Raw genomic sequence first — 14320 nt, 5'->3', positions numbered from 1 at the left:
TGATTATTCAGCGTCCTCTGCTTTTTCTGTTGTCTCTGTGAAGTCTTCTGCTGCTTCCTCTTCCTCACCGAATGCTTCTTCAGCACGTGCTCTGTTGATCTCCTTAGCCTCTGCAAGAACATCCTCAGCGTTTGCCTGGATGTTGGAAGCTGTTGTCATAACGCACTCTTTTGCGCGGAGACCTGCTGCGAGGCAGTTGATGTATAACTTCTTAGCGTCCTGGCTTCCGAGAACCTTGACACCAGCTGTCCCGAAAAGAACACCGCCTGCAAATACTGCAACATTTTTTAATTTCAAGCATTTCTTAACATCTAACATTTTAAATTCCTCCTGTAAGTAAAAAATATAATTTAATAGTAAATGATCTGTCCTGTTTAAAGCCTGCTGACCTGGCTTTTAGCTGCCGGATCACTTGTGCTTATATCCGGTATACATCACCATAGCAAAGCAGAAAACAGTTGCCCACGCCCAGAATTTATGGTGTTTCATCGGTTTTCACTCCCTTGCATTTTACTTGGCAGAACGTCGAAAACCGGAAGGCTTTCAAACGTTTCCCACATGGTAACTCTTTTCCTGCCGGTTAGTCAATCATAATATTTTAAAATATTTTATGTTGAAAAAAAATGTCATTTTCTGATAATTTGCTGTCATCCATAACTCCATGACCTGCTGTTTTCTCCGCGTTTATGACGCACTGAAGGAACAGCATTTTTCTTTCTCTTTTTCGGTCTGTCTGAGACCGTTCTTTCCGTGGAACTCCGGGGCGATAACCTCGTTTTCCCCGTCTGCGCGCACTCCTGTTTCATCCGTAAATACATACTGGTAAACGCGCTTTAAGACGCCCATCTCCTCCAGCATGCGGATCGTGCGGTAGACTGTGGAAAGACCCACGGTGGAATCTCTCTGTACCGCCTCATAGTAAACTTCCTTGCAGTCGGTCCAGTTCTGTTCTAAGATCACATCAAGGATGACCATTCTCTGCTTTGTAATACGCTTCCCAAGTCTCTGGAACTCATTAACGATGTCTTTCTTCTGCCACATCCGGCATCCCTCTCATTCCTAAAAAGTGTGTTCCTGCCCTGCAGAGAGCCAGGCATTTGGAGTTTCAACCGAAACCGTTTTTTCGTTTACGCCTGCTTCCACTCGATATTGCGGAGCACATAGCCGGCCTTGCTCACGATGTCACGGATCTCACGGTCTGTCAGCTTTGTTTTCATGCGGACATCGGCTTCCTTCTTCTCGAGGTTTACCTCAGCCCAGTTGCCATCCTTCTCATTGAACGCATTCTCCACATGGAGCTTGCAGTGTTTGCATTTCATGCCGTCCACTCCGATGACTGCGTAGTACGGATAGTCTGAAGCATTTTTATCCTGCACTTTGATCTTCTTTTCTACATCTTTCGTTCCGCAGCAGCCATAGGTGAACTGGCGGATCGAACCTTTCACCGCGAAGATCGCGACTACGATCAATGCGACGATAATAATACCATTTATCATGACGGATCACGCCTCCTCTTAATTTTCAGAAACTACAGTTTTTCATTCCCCATGGGGTATCTTCTTTCACCTGTTAGTTTCTACTAACAAAGATTAGCACCAACTAACCATCTTGTCAATCCTCTTTGTCACTTTTTTGACATTTTATTTCAATACAAAAAATACTCTCATCCCTGACAGTGCCGTTCTTCTCATACTGGCTCTTCGCCTGCTCTCCGGAGACAGGCATCTGCAGTTGTTCCTGCTGCCCTCTTCTCTTTTTATTTTGCATAAAGTTTTACTTTAGCGGAACTTTCAAAAATGAATGTGCCTTGGCACATTCTCGCGCGAGCTATTACGCAAAACAGGCAGCCTGTCTCCAGGCTGCCCATCTCTATATAATATTCATTTACTGTGCGATCGAAAACATCTCATTCACGGTCTTCGAATCCAGGCTGTGGTTGTATACAAGATTCTCATACTCCACCAGCTGTTCCTTCCAATCGTAGTCCCCGCTCTCCGCGTCCTCCCAGCTGTGGTAGGTTCCGTCGGATTCCCAGATTCCAAGGTGATGGATGATCGGAAGCTTTTCGGAAAGCTGTAAGAGGAATTCGTTATACGGAGTCAGTGACAGGTTCGCGCGCTTTAATACATAGGAGGAAAGGTAAATTGCACCTAACCGTCCCATGTCCTCCGAAGGCTGGTCGTAGTTGGTCCAGATCACAAACGGGGTCTCGTACCAGACCATTTTCTGCTCATTCGGAACCTTCGCACTCTCCACGCCCATAGCCTCATCGAAGAACTCGTCCTCGATTCCCGGCTGATGGTCGCCGAACATGACGATCATCGTCGGCTGGTCGCACTGGGAGAAATAATTTACAAGCCACTCAAAAGCTTCATCAGATTTCTTCACGAGGGACAGATACATGTCTGCCTCCGGATACTTTCCTTCCATGTCCCCGGTGAGCCATACTTCCTGGTCAAAATTCGCGTATGGGATCGTATAGCCGCCGTGGTTCTGCATGGTCACATTAAAGAGGAACAGCTTGTCATCCGGATTTGCCTTCTGCTCGATATACTCGGTGATGACCTTAAAATCGCTCAGGTCACTGATATAATTTCGAAGTTCATCCCGGCTTTCGTAGGCGCTGATATCCATGAAATCGCTGAAGCCCATGTTGTTGTAGCAGATGCGGCGGTTCCAGTTCTCAGCCGGGTACGGGTGCATGGCAACCGGTGTGTATCCCTGATCCCTCACCGTGCTGACCATGGAGCGGACGCCCGGATTTACATAGAACTGATAAGCCACACTTCCTCTCGGCATCAGATACATAGAGTCACCGATCAGAAATTCAAACTCAGAGTTGCTGGTCATGGCACCAAATACCGGCATGCAGAGCTTTCCTTTTACGGTGTTCTCCGTCAGGCTGTGGAGAAACGGGAGATAATCGATATTTGTCGTAAAATCTCCGTCCACCGCCAGATCGGAAAGACTCTCGTTCATGATACAGATAATATTCGTCGGCTGGACCGCGTCCCCGGACGCCACCACTGCAGCAGTCTCCCCATTCCGCTCCTTCTCACTGTCCACATATTTGTCGCAGATTTCCTGGATCTTCGCCTGGGAGTAACCTCCCGGCGCTTTCTTTACCAGATATTTGATCGAGATTGCGGAGGACAGGATATAGCCATTCTCTGCGTAGGAGGTCGTCGGATCCCAAAGGTTTACCTCCAGAGACAGGCCTGAGATCATAAAGTTATAAAAGCAGGCGATAAACGCAGCAACCGCACCAGCAGAAACGCTGAATACCACTGCTCTTTTCTTTTTTCCTTTTACCCGCACAAACACAAACTGCGCCAGCGCGTTCCATATGATCAGGAGAACACCGCAGATGATCATCATAAATGTCGGGGTGTAATCGTAGCTTCCTGCAACCGTCATCGCGGTCTTCACCGCCAGAACATCGCCCATCATGATCGGACGGCTTCTGAAGGAAACGACAAACGCCTCCGCCAGGGAGATCGCATAGAGGATCACAGAAGAGACCGGAACGGAAATCCGGGTGCTGCCGGAGATTCCGAATACCAGAAGGTACAGCGCGAACATCCATACAATGTTGAGCACCGCGTTCTTCGGAAGTACCATCACAAAGTTTCCGGTCACGAACTCGAACATGACATAGGAGAACACCGGCGATAATAAAAATAATGCGATAGCGCCTGCATGTTTCAGTCTGTGGTCTTCCCTCTCTTCATACTCCCCTGTTCTTTCTTCAAACTTTTCGTCCATATACGTTTATTTCACTTTCTAAATCTGTCTGTCAGAAACTTGTTCAGCAAAATCTCATCCGCAGGGCTTGCCACCGGCAGCTGCTTCCGGATCCATAGCAATTTAAAAGAACTGCTGTCGATAGTTTTCCAAGTGCATAGCCGCCCAAACGTGTGCCTGCTGGACTTTTATCTTCTATTACATTAATTTCTATGGGAATTCTCTCCCTCACGGATCGCCCAGCGCATCTTCGTGGATCTCGCCCTCGGATTTCTCTGACATTCCTCCGCGGACGGGCGGATCACATCGTTTGCCACGTCACTGTAAAGTCCATCTTTTTTGCCTTCTTTGAAGTAATACTTTACGAGACGATCCTCGCCGGAATGGAACGTCAGGATCGCCGCTCTTCCGCCCGGTGCCAGGATACCCGGAAGCTTTGTAAGGAAACTTTCCAAAACCTCAAATTCCTGGTTTACATCGATCCGGAGTGCCTGGAAACATCTCTGGCAGGACTTCTTCACCGCTTCCTTACGCTCTTTTTCCGGAATGAAGGAAAGTGTTGTCTCAATGACTTCTTTAAGTCCTGTCGTCGTCTCAATATACTGGCGCTTTCTATTTCTCTTCGCAATCTCCCTCGCGATCTCCTCCGCATACGGCTCGTCGGAATTTTCCACAAACATTCCGGCGATTTCTTCCATATCCATCTGCTTTAACCGCTCCGCCGCGGAGATCCCCTTTTCCGGATTCAGTCTCAGGTCTAACGGACCGTCCGCCTTGTAGGTAAATCCGCGTTCCGGGTTATCGATCTGCATGGAGGACACACCGAGATCCGCCAGAACGAAATCAAAAAGTCCGGTCTCCGGGACAAGCTTATCGATATCCGCGAAGTTCATCTGCTTCACCGTAAGGATGTCCTCGTCAAATCCGCGCTCCTTTAACCGTGCCTTCGTCTTCACGATCTCGATAGGATCCACATCAAGGCCGTACATGTGTCCCTGTCCCTCGAGTTTCTTCAACATCTCCGTTGTGTGCCCGCCGTAACCCAATGTAGCGTCAAGCCCCTGCATTCCCGGTCTGATATCCAGGAAATCCAGGATCTCGTTCACACAGATCGAGATGTGCATGCCTGCCGGAGTGCTGCCTTTTTTGATGACCTTCTCGACCGTGTCAGCATATTTCTCCGGATTCTGTTCTTTATACTTTTCCTCAAACCGTTTCGGATGTGTCCCGCTGTAACGGACACGCCGCTTGTGTACCGGTGCTCCCTGTACCTCTTTTTCTTCCATGTCAAAACCTCGTATTTATCGCTGTTTTTCTACACATACCGGTTTATCTTAACATATTCTTCATATAAATGTAAAGTATCTTTTCGTTGACAGAAATTATGGCTCTTCCGGAGTGCTGCCGTTCACGCCCAGCCAGATAGCCACCGGTTTTTCCAGTACTTCACACGCCTAATCACTCAATCGTCAAAATCCTGTCATATTTGTTCGAGATGCGCATATATTTCAAATTTGTCATCTTTTTTCTAAATATTCTGCCTTTTACTTGTTTTTGCATCATAAAACTGATATAATGATTTTATTGTAACTGCTCCGTGTTTCCGTGTCTTCGATCAGCGAAAAAACTCAAAACGCTGGTCTGACGGACAGTTATCATATAATTACAATACCTGGAGGGATGCTACATGAAAGGCAACATTATCGTTGGACAGTCCGGTGGCCCGACTGCCGCTATCAATTCCAGTCTCGCGGGCGTTTACCGCACCGCTATCGACCGCGGAGCAAAAAAAGTATACGGCATGCGTCACGGCATTCAGGGTCTCTTAAACGAAGATTATATCGATCTTTCCGAACATATCCAGACGGATCTGGACGTAGAACTTTTAAAACGCACACCTGCTGCCTATCTCGGATCATGCCGCTATAAGCTCCCGGAGATCCATGAGGACATCGCTACATACGATAAAATCTTTTCTATTCTCGACAAGCTTGAGATCGAGTGCTTTATCTATATCGGCGGAAACGATTCCATGGATACGATCAAAAAGCTGTCCGACTACGCGATCTTAAGGGGTCATCCAACCAAATTTTTAGGCGTTCCGAAGACTATCGACAACGATCTCGCCCTGACCGACCACACACCGGGATACGGCAGCGCGGCGAAATACATCGGAACATCAGTGAAAGAGATCATCCAGGACAGCCAGGCGCTGATCTACGATAAGGGCCTTGTCACCATCGTCGAGATCATGGGCCGAAACGCCGGATGGCTCGTTGGTGCCGCGGCGCTCTCCAAGGGCGAGGATTGCGATGGCCCGGACCTGATCTACGTTCCGGAACTTCCCTTCGATATCGACAATTTCCTTGTCCGCATTAAGGAACTCCTGGCAGAAAAGACTTTCGTTGTGGTCGCCGTCTCCGAAGGCATCCGACTGGCGGACGGACGTTATGTGTGCGAGCTCACCGACGGTGTGGATTTCGTTGACGCCTTCGGCCACAAGCAGCTCACAGGCACCGCGAACTATCTTGCCCGCCGTCTGGCTCAGGAGATTGGCTGCAAGACGAGAACCATAGAGCTTAGCTCCATGCAGAGAGCGGCCTCCCATCTGGCATCCCGAATCGACATTCTGGAAGCTTTCCAGGTCGGCGGTGCCGCCGTGAAGGCAGCCGACGAGGGCGATACCGGTGAGATGGTCATCATCAAACGTCTCTCCGATGACCCGTACCAGTCCACCACAGACCTTAGAAATGTCCACAAGGTCTCCAATGTGGAAAAAGTGGTCCCGAGGGAATGGATCACCGAGGACGGTACCTACGTCACCGACGAGTTTATCAGCTATGTCCGCCCGTTGATCCAGGGTGACGTGTCACCAGTTATGGTGGACGGAATTCCGCGATATCTGTATCATAAGAAGAAATAATGGCAGAAACCTTTTTCCCTGCCGCGGCGGGCCGCAACGGCAGCAGCTTTTTATAACCGCATAAGTTTCCTTTAAGGATTTCTAATGAGCTTAAAAGACCTCCTACAGGAATACAGAACCATAAACTTAGATTCTGTTTCCTGGGAGGTCTTTCTTTATTCATCTTTATTCATTCCTGCTGCCATCATTCATGGTTTCCAGGCTTTCCAATGATTCCGACAGGCACTTTCTGACATTTTTACGCGTCAGATCTTGAAAACGCATTCTTCATGGAATTGCTGAGCTCAAAGAGCACATGATCCAGGGTATTTCCTGTCTCCTCTTTTAACATCTTCGCGATCTCGCGGTTCGCTTCTTCTAAAAGTCTTCTGCTCTCCGCCGGATCCGTAACCTTCGCCGCCTCTTTATCATACTTGTTGAGCAGCGCATGCCCCTTCGCCTCCACAGCGTTCTGGTAGCGCTCGATGTGGATCGCGGATTTTGCGAAGGACGCGTCCGCCATAGCCGCGATCAGTCTCGCGGACCAGTAGAAGTTCTCTGTAGAGACTTCCTTCGTGGTGTTCGCAAGGTACTCCGGTGTCTCGTCTACAGCCGCGTAGAACGGAACCAGGGTGTTGAACGCGTTTGATGCGAAAGCCAGCCACTGGACCGCCTGGCAGTTTGCCGGGGCACCCGGGCGCATCTGGATCAGAGCAAGGAAATCATTGCGGTTGATGCCGATAGCGCGGTATTTGCCCTTCTGGAGTCCGTCACCGCTCTTTGCGTACGGATCGTAAGGGGTTCCCTGGAAATGGGAGGAAAGAGCATACTTGACATCCTCCACCGTGATCTTCTTCTCCGGAACCATGCTCCACGGGATATCGTCGGATTCCGGGCTGTAGTCCGCGTCCGGTCCGTCCCACTTCTTTGTCTTCGGATTAAAGTAGCGCTCCATGAACCATGCTCTTGGTGTATTGTAGATATGGTCGGAATCGCTGTGGCTTCCAAATGCCGCGCGGGCATCAAAATGGCTTCCATTTCCTCCGTTTAAGGAGAGGTCCAGGTGGTTCTCAGCGATAAACTCTCTTAAGTCGGAAGAACACATATGTTCATTCTGCTCGGAGAACGCGTCGTTTAAGTCAAAATCGTCAATACCGAACTGGTTCGGCATCACCACGTAACGGTCATCCGGAACACGCTTTGCGATCCAGTGATGTCCGCCGATGGTCTCAAGCCACCAGATCTCGTTGACGTCCTGGAACGCGATACCGTTCATCTCGTAAGTCCCGTACTTCTCCAAAAGACTTCCGAGGCGGATCACACCTTCTCTCGCGCTGCTGATATACGGAAGCGTGATGTACACAAGGTCTTCCTCACCGATTCCACCGACGATCTCCTCTTTTCCGTCCTCCGCCGGCTGTAACTTTACAAGCGGGTCTGCTCCGAGAACACGGGCGTTGGATGTGATCGTTTCCGTAGCTGTCATGCCGACATTCTTTTCATTAACGCCGCTGGCCGCCCAGATTCCCTTTCCCTTAATGGCGTTCGGAACTGCCGTAAACTTCATCGGATCTCCCGGAAGATCGATCTCAGCATGAGAGAGAACAGACTTATAAACCTTCAGCTGCTCCTCCGGGTGGATCACCACAAATTTTTTCGCCGTAAAATGTCCGGAACCGGAATCATCATTTCTCGCGATCATCGTTGAACCGTCATAAGACGCGTTTTTTCCTACAAGAATCGTTGTGCATGCCATGTCAAATACCCTCCAAAACTATAATATGCGGCCGTCACTGTCCGCCAGCCGCGGATACGTCCAGTTTAGTACGCTTCGGAGTTTCTGTCAACTAACTGAGGTACCGCGGCAAAGCAGCACCTCACACAGAACCTCCTGTCAACAGTCTCTTTCAGGTTCATGGTAATCGGCAGCTTCTTCCGAATGCACAGCAGCGCAGAACGCCCCAGGGGAATTTTCTCTCCCTGGGGCATTCTCTTATTTCTTCCAAATATTCAATTACTTAAAGTACTTCACACCACTCTCAAACAGCTTCAGATCCTGCTCGCCTGTGATGTTCTTTGCAACATAGTCGCCGCGTCTCTCAGCATGACCCATCTTACCGTAGACACGTCCATCCGGGCTTGTGATACCTTCGATCGCCATGAAGGAGCCGTTCGGGTTCCAGTATTCGTCCATGGTCGGAACACCGTTAAGGTCAACGTACTGGGTCGCAACCTGTCCGTTTGCGAAGAGCTTGTCGATCCATTCCTTCGGAGCCACGAAACGTCCCTCGCCGTGGGATACCGGGTTTGTGTAAACGCCGCCAAGTTCTGCGCCTGCAAGCCACGGGGACTTGTTGGAAACGACCTTTAAGTTCACCATCTTGGAAACGTGGCGTCCGATGGTGTTGTAGGTTAAGGTCGGGGAATCCGGCTTCTGCTCTACGATCTTTCCTTCCGGCACAAGACCAAGCTTGATGAGAGCCTGGAAACCGTTACAGATACCGAGCATTAATCCGTCACGCTCATTTAAGAGCTTCATGATCTCGTCCTTTAATGCCTCGTTGCGGAACGCAGTAGCGAAGAACTTTGCGGAACCTTCCGGCTCATCGCCTGCGGAGAAGCCGCCCGGGAACATAACGATCTGGGACTCTTCGATGCTCTTTCTGTAGACTTCTACGGAATCGCGGATGTCCTCGGCGCTCATGTTCTTGAATACCTTTGTGATGACCTTTGCTCCGGCGCGCTCGAATGCCTTCGTGCTGTCGTACTCGCAGTTTGTTCCCGGGAATACCGGAATGAATACGGTCGGAGTACCGATCTTATGATTGCAGATCACAACGTTCTCTGCCTTAAATACTTCGTTCTTAACTTCTTCTTTCTTTACCGCGCTCTCTGTCGGGAATACATCCTCGAGAGCTGCGTCCCATGTCTTTAATGCCTCGTCGAGCGCAATGGAGACATTGCCGTACTCGAAGGCTGCCTTGTCGGTAACTTCACCGATGACACGGTAGCTCATCTGAAGATCTCCAACCTTGCCAGCCGGAACCTCGCAGACGATATTGCCCCATGCCGGTGCAAAGAAGTCTCTCGGATCCACGTCATGCTCGATCTTGACACCGAGGTGGTTTCCGAAGGCCATCTTGCTGACTGCCTCTGCGATTCCGTTTGCCTCTGCGGCATACGCGGAGATCACGCGGCCCGCCTTGATATCCTCATGAAGTTTATCGTATCCAGCCATGATCTGGGAATAATCCGGAAGATCATAGGAATCTTTTTTAATTTCAAATACAACGATCTTATTTCCGGCCTTCTTGAATTCCGGGGAGATCATGTTCTTCGCGCTTGCAACGTCAACCGCGAAGGAAACCAGGGTCGGCGGGACGTCGATCTCTTTTCCGCTCTCCTCATCAAAGGTACCGGACATACTGTCCTTACCGCCGATGGACGGAAGTCCGAAGCCCAGCTGCGCATTGTAGGCACCGAGAAGTGCTGCGAACGGCTGGCTCCATCTTGCCGGCTCGCTGCTCATTCTGCGGAAGTACTCCTGGAATGTGAAGCGAATCTTCCTGTAGTCGCCGCCTGCTGCCGCGATCTTAGCGACAGATGTGAGGACTGCATAGATCGCGCCGTGATACGGGCTCCAGCTGGAAAGATACGGATCAAAGCCGTAGCTCATCATGGTCACAGCGTCGCACTTTCCTTCCAGAACCGGAAGCTTAGCGACCATGGTCTGGATCTCAGTCTGCTGATATTTTCCGCCGTACGGCATCATAACGGTAGATGCGCCGATGGAGGAGTCGAACATCTCCACGAGACCTTTCTGGGAGCAGACATTTAAGGAACCGAGCATCTTCAGCCATTTTTCCTTAACGTCTCCTACTTCTTTCTTTTCAAACGGAGTTCCCTCATGGTTCGGAACCTCCAGGGTAACGTCTGTCTCCTGATGAGCGCCGTTTGTGTCGAGGAACGCACGGCTTAAGTCAACGATGGTCTTTCCCCGCCATGTGAGGACGAGTCTCGGGCTCTCTGTGACTGTTGCGACTGTGACAGCCTCAAGGTTCTCCTCTTTGGCGTATCCTAAGAATGTGTCAACATCTTTCGGATCAACGACAACTGCCATTCTCTCCTGGGACTCAGAGATCGCAAGCTCTGTTCCGTCAAGACCTGCGTACTTTTTCGGTACTTTATCGAGATCAATCAGAAGTCCGTCAGCGAGTTCACCGATCGCTACGGAAACTCCGCCTGCGCCAAAGTCGTTGCACTTTTTGATCAGTCTGGAAACTTCCGGACGGCGGAACATTCTCTGGATCTTTCTCTCGGTCGGGGCGTTACCTTTCTGGACCTCAGCGCCGCAGACCTCGATGGATGCCTCTGTGTGTACCTTGGAGGAACCTGTCGCACCGCCGATTCCATCACGGCCGGTACGTCCGCCGAGAAGGATGATCACATCACCCGGATCGGATGTCTCACGGATCACGTTCTTTCTCGGAGCTGCCGCCATAACAGCACCGATCTCCATTCTCTTCGCAACATAGCCCGGATGGTAGAGTTCTTTTACATAACCGGTCGCAAGACCGATCTGGTTTCCGTAGGAGCTATATCCATGGGCAGCCTCTGTAACGATCTTTCTCTGCGGAAGCTTGCCCTTTAATGTCTGATTTAACGGCTTTGTCGGGTCAGCGGCACCTGTGATGCGCATTGCCTGGTATACATAGGTACGTCCGGAAAGCGGGTCACGGATCGCGCCGCCAAGGCAGGTTGCCGCGCCGCCGAAGGGTTCAATCTCTGTCGGGTGGTTATGGGTCTCGTTCTTGAAGTTTACGAGCCACTCCTCGGTCTTTCCGTCGATCTCCACCGGAACGACGATGGAGCAGGCGTTGATCTCGTCGGATACCTCAAGATCTTCTAACTTGCCCTCTTTGCGGAGTTTCTTCATACCCATGATCGCAAGGTCCATGAGACATACGAACTTGTCGTCGCGTCCTTTGTAGATCTCCTTGTGGTCAGCAAGGTACTGGTTGTAGGTATCCTCGATCGGTTTCTTGTAGTCGCCCTCTGTGAATGTCACATTCTTGAGTTCTGTGGAGAATGTGGTGTGGCGGCAGTGATCGGACCAGTATGTATCAAGCACGCGGATCTCTGTCACGGACGGATCTCTGTGCTCTTCGTTCTTATAGTAGTTCTGGATGTGAAGGAAGTCTTTGAAGGTCATTGCAAGGTTTAAGGAACCGTAGAGTTCCTTTAAGGCCGCCTCGTCCATATCCTTAAATCCGTCAAAGACCGCAACGTCTTCCGGCACATCAAATACGGTGACAAGTGTCTCCGGGATCTCCTCGGACGCCTCTCTGGAGTCCACCGGGTTGATACAGAAGGACTTGATTGCTGCGATCTCCTCCCCGGAAAGCTTTCCGGAGATCACATAGGTCATTGCGGAGCGGATCACCGGCTCCTCGTTCTCGTTTAATAACTTTACACACTGCTCTGCGGAATCGGCTCTCTGGTCAAACTGTCCCGGCAGATACTCAACGGAGAATACCACATCCTCCGCGCTGTGCGGGAATGTCTCCTCAAACACATCGTCTACCGGCGGCTCGGAAAAGATCGTTCCGAGTGCCTCTTTATATACGTCCTCAGAAATATTTTCAATATCGTAGCGGACTAACACACGGACGCCCGTTACCCCTGTAATGTCAAGATAGCTTGCGATCTCCTCGCGAAGCTCTCTTGCCTTGATTGCATATTCCGGTTTTTTCTCAACAAATACGCGCTTTACGCTCATAGTCTCTCCTCCTGGAAAACGGCTTTGTCAGATGGTTTTCATTTTGCCTTAATCATAGCACAGGTCAGTGTGATTAGTAAAGTTAATATATTTAATTATTTTTATTATTTATACTTATATATTGATTTTAACTCTGTAAGCTCTGGTTGATCTTGCTCATGCTCAGCGCCTCCATGGTCACCTTCATGATCTCCCGGACCTCGTCCTCGGTCATCTTCATGCGCTCCGCAAGCTCGGAAAGCTTTGCCTCGCGTCCAAGCTCCTCCGCCATGGATTTCGATACCTCCTGAAGCACATTGACGCGGGCTAACATCTCCTCCTCGATATCCGCTTCCTTCTTCTGATCGTTGATGATCTCCTCCATACGGACACGGATCCGGCTCTCCAGAAGTTTTTCAAAACTACCCTCGAACCCTTCATCTGCCAGCATCATGAGCTCCAGACTGGCTTCCTGGATCAGGTCCGCCATCGGAACACCTTTGTTGATGTAATCCTGGACGAAGAACAGGGCGTTCTTTAAGTTGCCCTCGATGAGGCGCTCTCTCGCCGCCTTGTTTCCGTTCCGGATCTCGCCGAGAAGCTTCGCGTTCTCCGCCTCGCTGCATGGCGGGATCGCCGCGATCTCCTCCATATATACGCGGTAGATGTCCTCCGCGCTTAAATCCTCCTCGGAGTTGTTGAACTCGTCGTCAACCTTCGCGTTCTCTATTTCGTTCTCATATCTCATTTTTTCTGCCATAGCCTCTATAAACCTCTCTGATTTTTCTTGATTACTGCTTCAGCTTTCACAGTTATTCTCTCTTCGCAAAGCTTTTTGCTTCTCCTTTGCACCTGTTTTTCTTATTTTTCGCACGACGGATTTCTTCTTCCCGCCCCGCCGCCTTTCCGTAATCATACCATATTTTCCACACGGCTTCCAGACAAAACCACACTTTCTCGTTTTTTCCTCTTTTCAAATCCCTGTTCCTATGATAAAATAGCCTTGTTTCATTAGGAGGACTAATAATGGATATTAACTATGAATTATATAAAGTATTTTATTACGTTGCAAAAACTCTGAGCTTTTCCGAGGCATCGAAATGCCTCTATATTTCCCAGTCAGCCGTCAGCCAGTCTGTGAAGGTTCTGGAAAAAAAGCTGGGCCAGACGCTCTTTATCCGAAGCACGAAGCGAGTCCAGCTCACCCCGGAAGGCGAGATCTTATTTAAACACATCGAACCTGCAATGAACCTGATCCATAAAGGCGAGACCCAGCTCTTAGAGGCCAACACCCTGAACGGCGGCCAGCTCAGGATCGCCGCCAGCGACACGATCTGCCGCTATTTCCTTGTCCCATATTTAAATAAGTTCCATAAACTCTACCCGAACGTTCATATTAAAGTAACGAACTCCACCTCGATCGACTGTGCCCGCATTTTAGAGAATGGACAGGTGGACTTCATTATCACCAACTACCCAAATTCCGGTCTCTTGAACACCCACAGTGTCCGGGCGATCCGGGAATTCCGCGATGTTTTCGTTGCGAGTGCTGACCATTTTCCGTTGCAGGACAAGACCTTCACCCTCGCCGAGCTTCTCGATTACCCGATCATGATGCTGGACCGCAAGAGTACCACAAGTGAGTTCTTACACTCCATGTTCCAGAAGTCCCATCTCGATCTGGTCCCGGAGATCGAGCTCAGCAGCAATGACCTTCTGATCGACCTGGCCCGCATCGGCCTTGGAATCGCCTTCGTGCCGGATTTCTGTATCCCAAAGGACGAAAAGCAGCTCTTTATCTTAAAGCTCTCCGAGACACTTCCGGTCCGCCAGCTTGTTGTGGTCCATAACGAAAACCTTCCGGTCTCCCAGGCCGCGAAGCAATTCATGGATATGCTGTAAGACCTGCAGCAGCC

11 protein-coding genes are annotated in these 14320 nt (G+C 50.0%); 2 read left to right on the top strand and 9 right to left on the bottom strand.

Annotated features, from left to right (window positions below):
• Positions 1–3: 3 nt before the first annotated feature.
• The 5 genes from DXA87_RS09340 to rsmH form a co-directional block, all read right to left on the bottom strand.
• Positions 4–318 (bottom strand): DUF6110 family protein, encoded by a 315-nt coding sequence (locus DXA87_RS09340; RefSeq protein ID WP_015554255.1) that lies wholly within the window; start codon positions 316–318, stop codon positions 4–6.
• 366 nt (positions 319–684) lie between these two features.
• The gene (locus tag DXA87_RS18710) at positions 685–1041 is read right to left on the bottom strand and encodes a transcriptional repressor (protein ID WP_117483212.1); all 357 of its coding nucleotides are present in this window, start codon (positions 1039–1041) and stop codon (positions 685–687) included.
• A gap of 86 nt (positions 1042–1127) precedes the next feature.
• Positions 1128–1496, bottom strand: a complete 369-nt coding sequence (locus DXA87_RS09330; protein ID WP_117504052.1) for a heavy metal-associated domain-containing protein — start codon at positions 1494–1496, stop codon at positions 1128–1130.
• 388 nt (positions 1497–1884) lie between these two features.
• The gene (locus DXA87_RS09325; RefSeq protein ID WP_117504050.1) at positions 1885–3765 is read right to left on the bottom strand and encodes an LTA synthase family protein; all 1881 of its coding nucleotides are present in this window, start codon (positions 3763–3765) and stop codon (positions 1885–1887) included.
• A gap of 182 nt (positions 3766–3947) precedes the next feature.
• Positions 3948–5030: a 16S rRNA (cytosine(1402)-N(4))-methyltransferase RsmH gene (gene rsmH, locus DXA87_RS09320; RefSeq protein WP_015554250.1), complete on the bottom strand. Its 1083-nt coding sequence runs from the start codon at positions 5028–5030 to the stop codon at positions 3948–3950.
• Positions 5031–5431: 401 nt separating this feature from the next.
• Between rsmH and DXA87_RS09315 the strand changes: the two genes are divergently transcribed.
• Positions 5432–6667, top strand: coding sequence for a 6-phosphofructokinase (locus tag DXA87_RS09315; RefSeq protein ID WP_015554249.1), 1236 nt, complete (start codon positions 5432–5434; stop codon positions 6665–6667).
• A gap of 238 nt (positions 6668–6905) precedes the next feature.
• Here DXA87_RS09315 and DXA87_RS09310 read toward each other — a convergent pair whose 3' ends face one another.
• The 4 genes from DXA87_RS09310 to DXA87_RS17965 form a co-directional block, all read right to left on the bottom strand.
• On the bottom strand, positions 6906–8402 hold the full coding sequence (locus DXA87_RS09310; RefSeq protein WP_117504048.1) for a C69 family dipeptidase: 1497 nt from the start codon (positions 8400–8402) through the stop codon (positions 6906–6908).
• 258 nt (positions 8403–8660) lie between these two features.
• Positions 8661–12425: a phosphoribosylformylglycinamidine synthase gene (locus tag DXA87_RS09305; RefSeq protein WP_117504046.1), complete on the bottom strand. Its 3765-nt coding sequence runs from the start codon at positions 12423–12425 to the stop codon at positions 8661–8663.
• A 127-nt stretch (positions 12426–12552) separates the two neighbouring features.
• Positions 12553–13164, bottom strand: coding sequence for a sigma-70 domain-containing protein (locus tag DXA87_RS09300; protein ID WP_117504044.1), 612 nt, complete (start codon positions 13162–13164; stop codon positions 12553–12555).
• Between the two features lie 52 nt (positions 13165–13216).
• Positions 13217–13381, bottom strand: a complete 165-nt coding sequence (locus DXA87_RS17965; protein WP_158553061.1) for a hypothetical protein — start codon at positions 13379–13381, stop codon at positions 13217–13219.
• Between the two features lie 49 nt (positions 13382–13430).
• Between DXA87_RS17965 and DXA87_RS09295 the strand changes: the two genes are divergently transcribed.
• Positions 13431–14306: a LysR family transcriptional regulator gene (locus tag DXA87_RS09295; protein WP_117469445.1), complete on the top strand. Its 876-nt coding sequence runs from the start codon at positions 13431–13433 to the stop codon at positions 14304–14306.
• Positions 14307–14320: the final 14 nt, after the last annotated feature.

The organism is Desulfotomaculum sp. OF05-3, assembly GCF_003435535.1.
Classification (GTDB): Bacteria; Bacillota; Clostridia; order Lachnospirales; family Lachnospiraceae; genus Pilosibacter; species Pilosibacter fragilis.
This window is presented reverse-complemented; position numbering and strand designations above follow the sequence as displayed.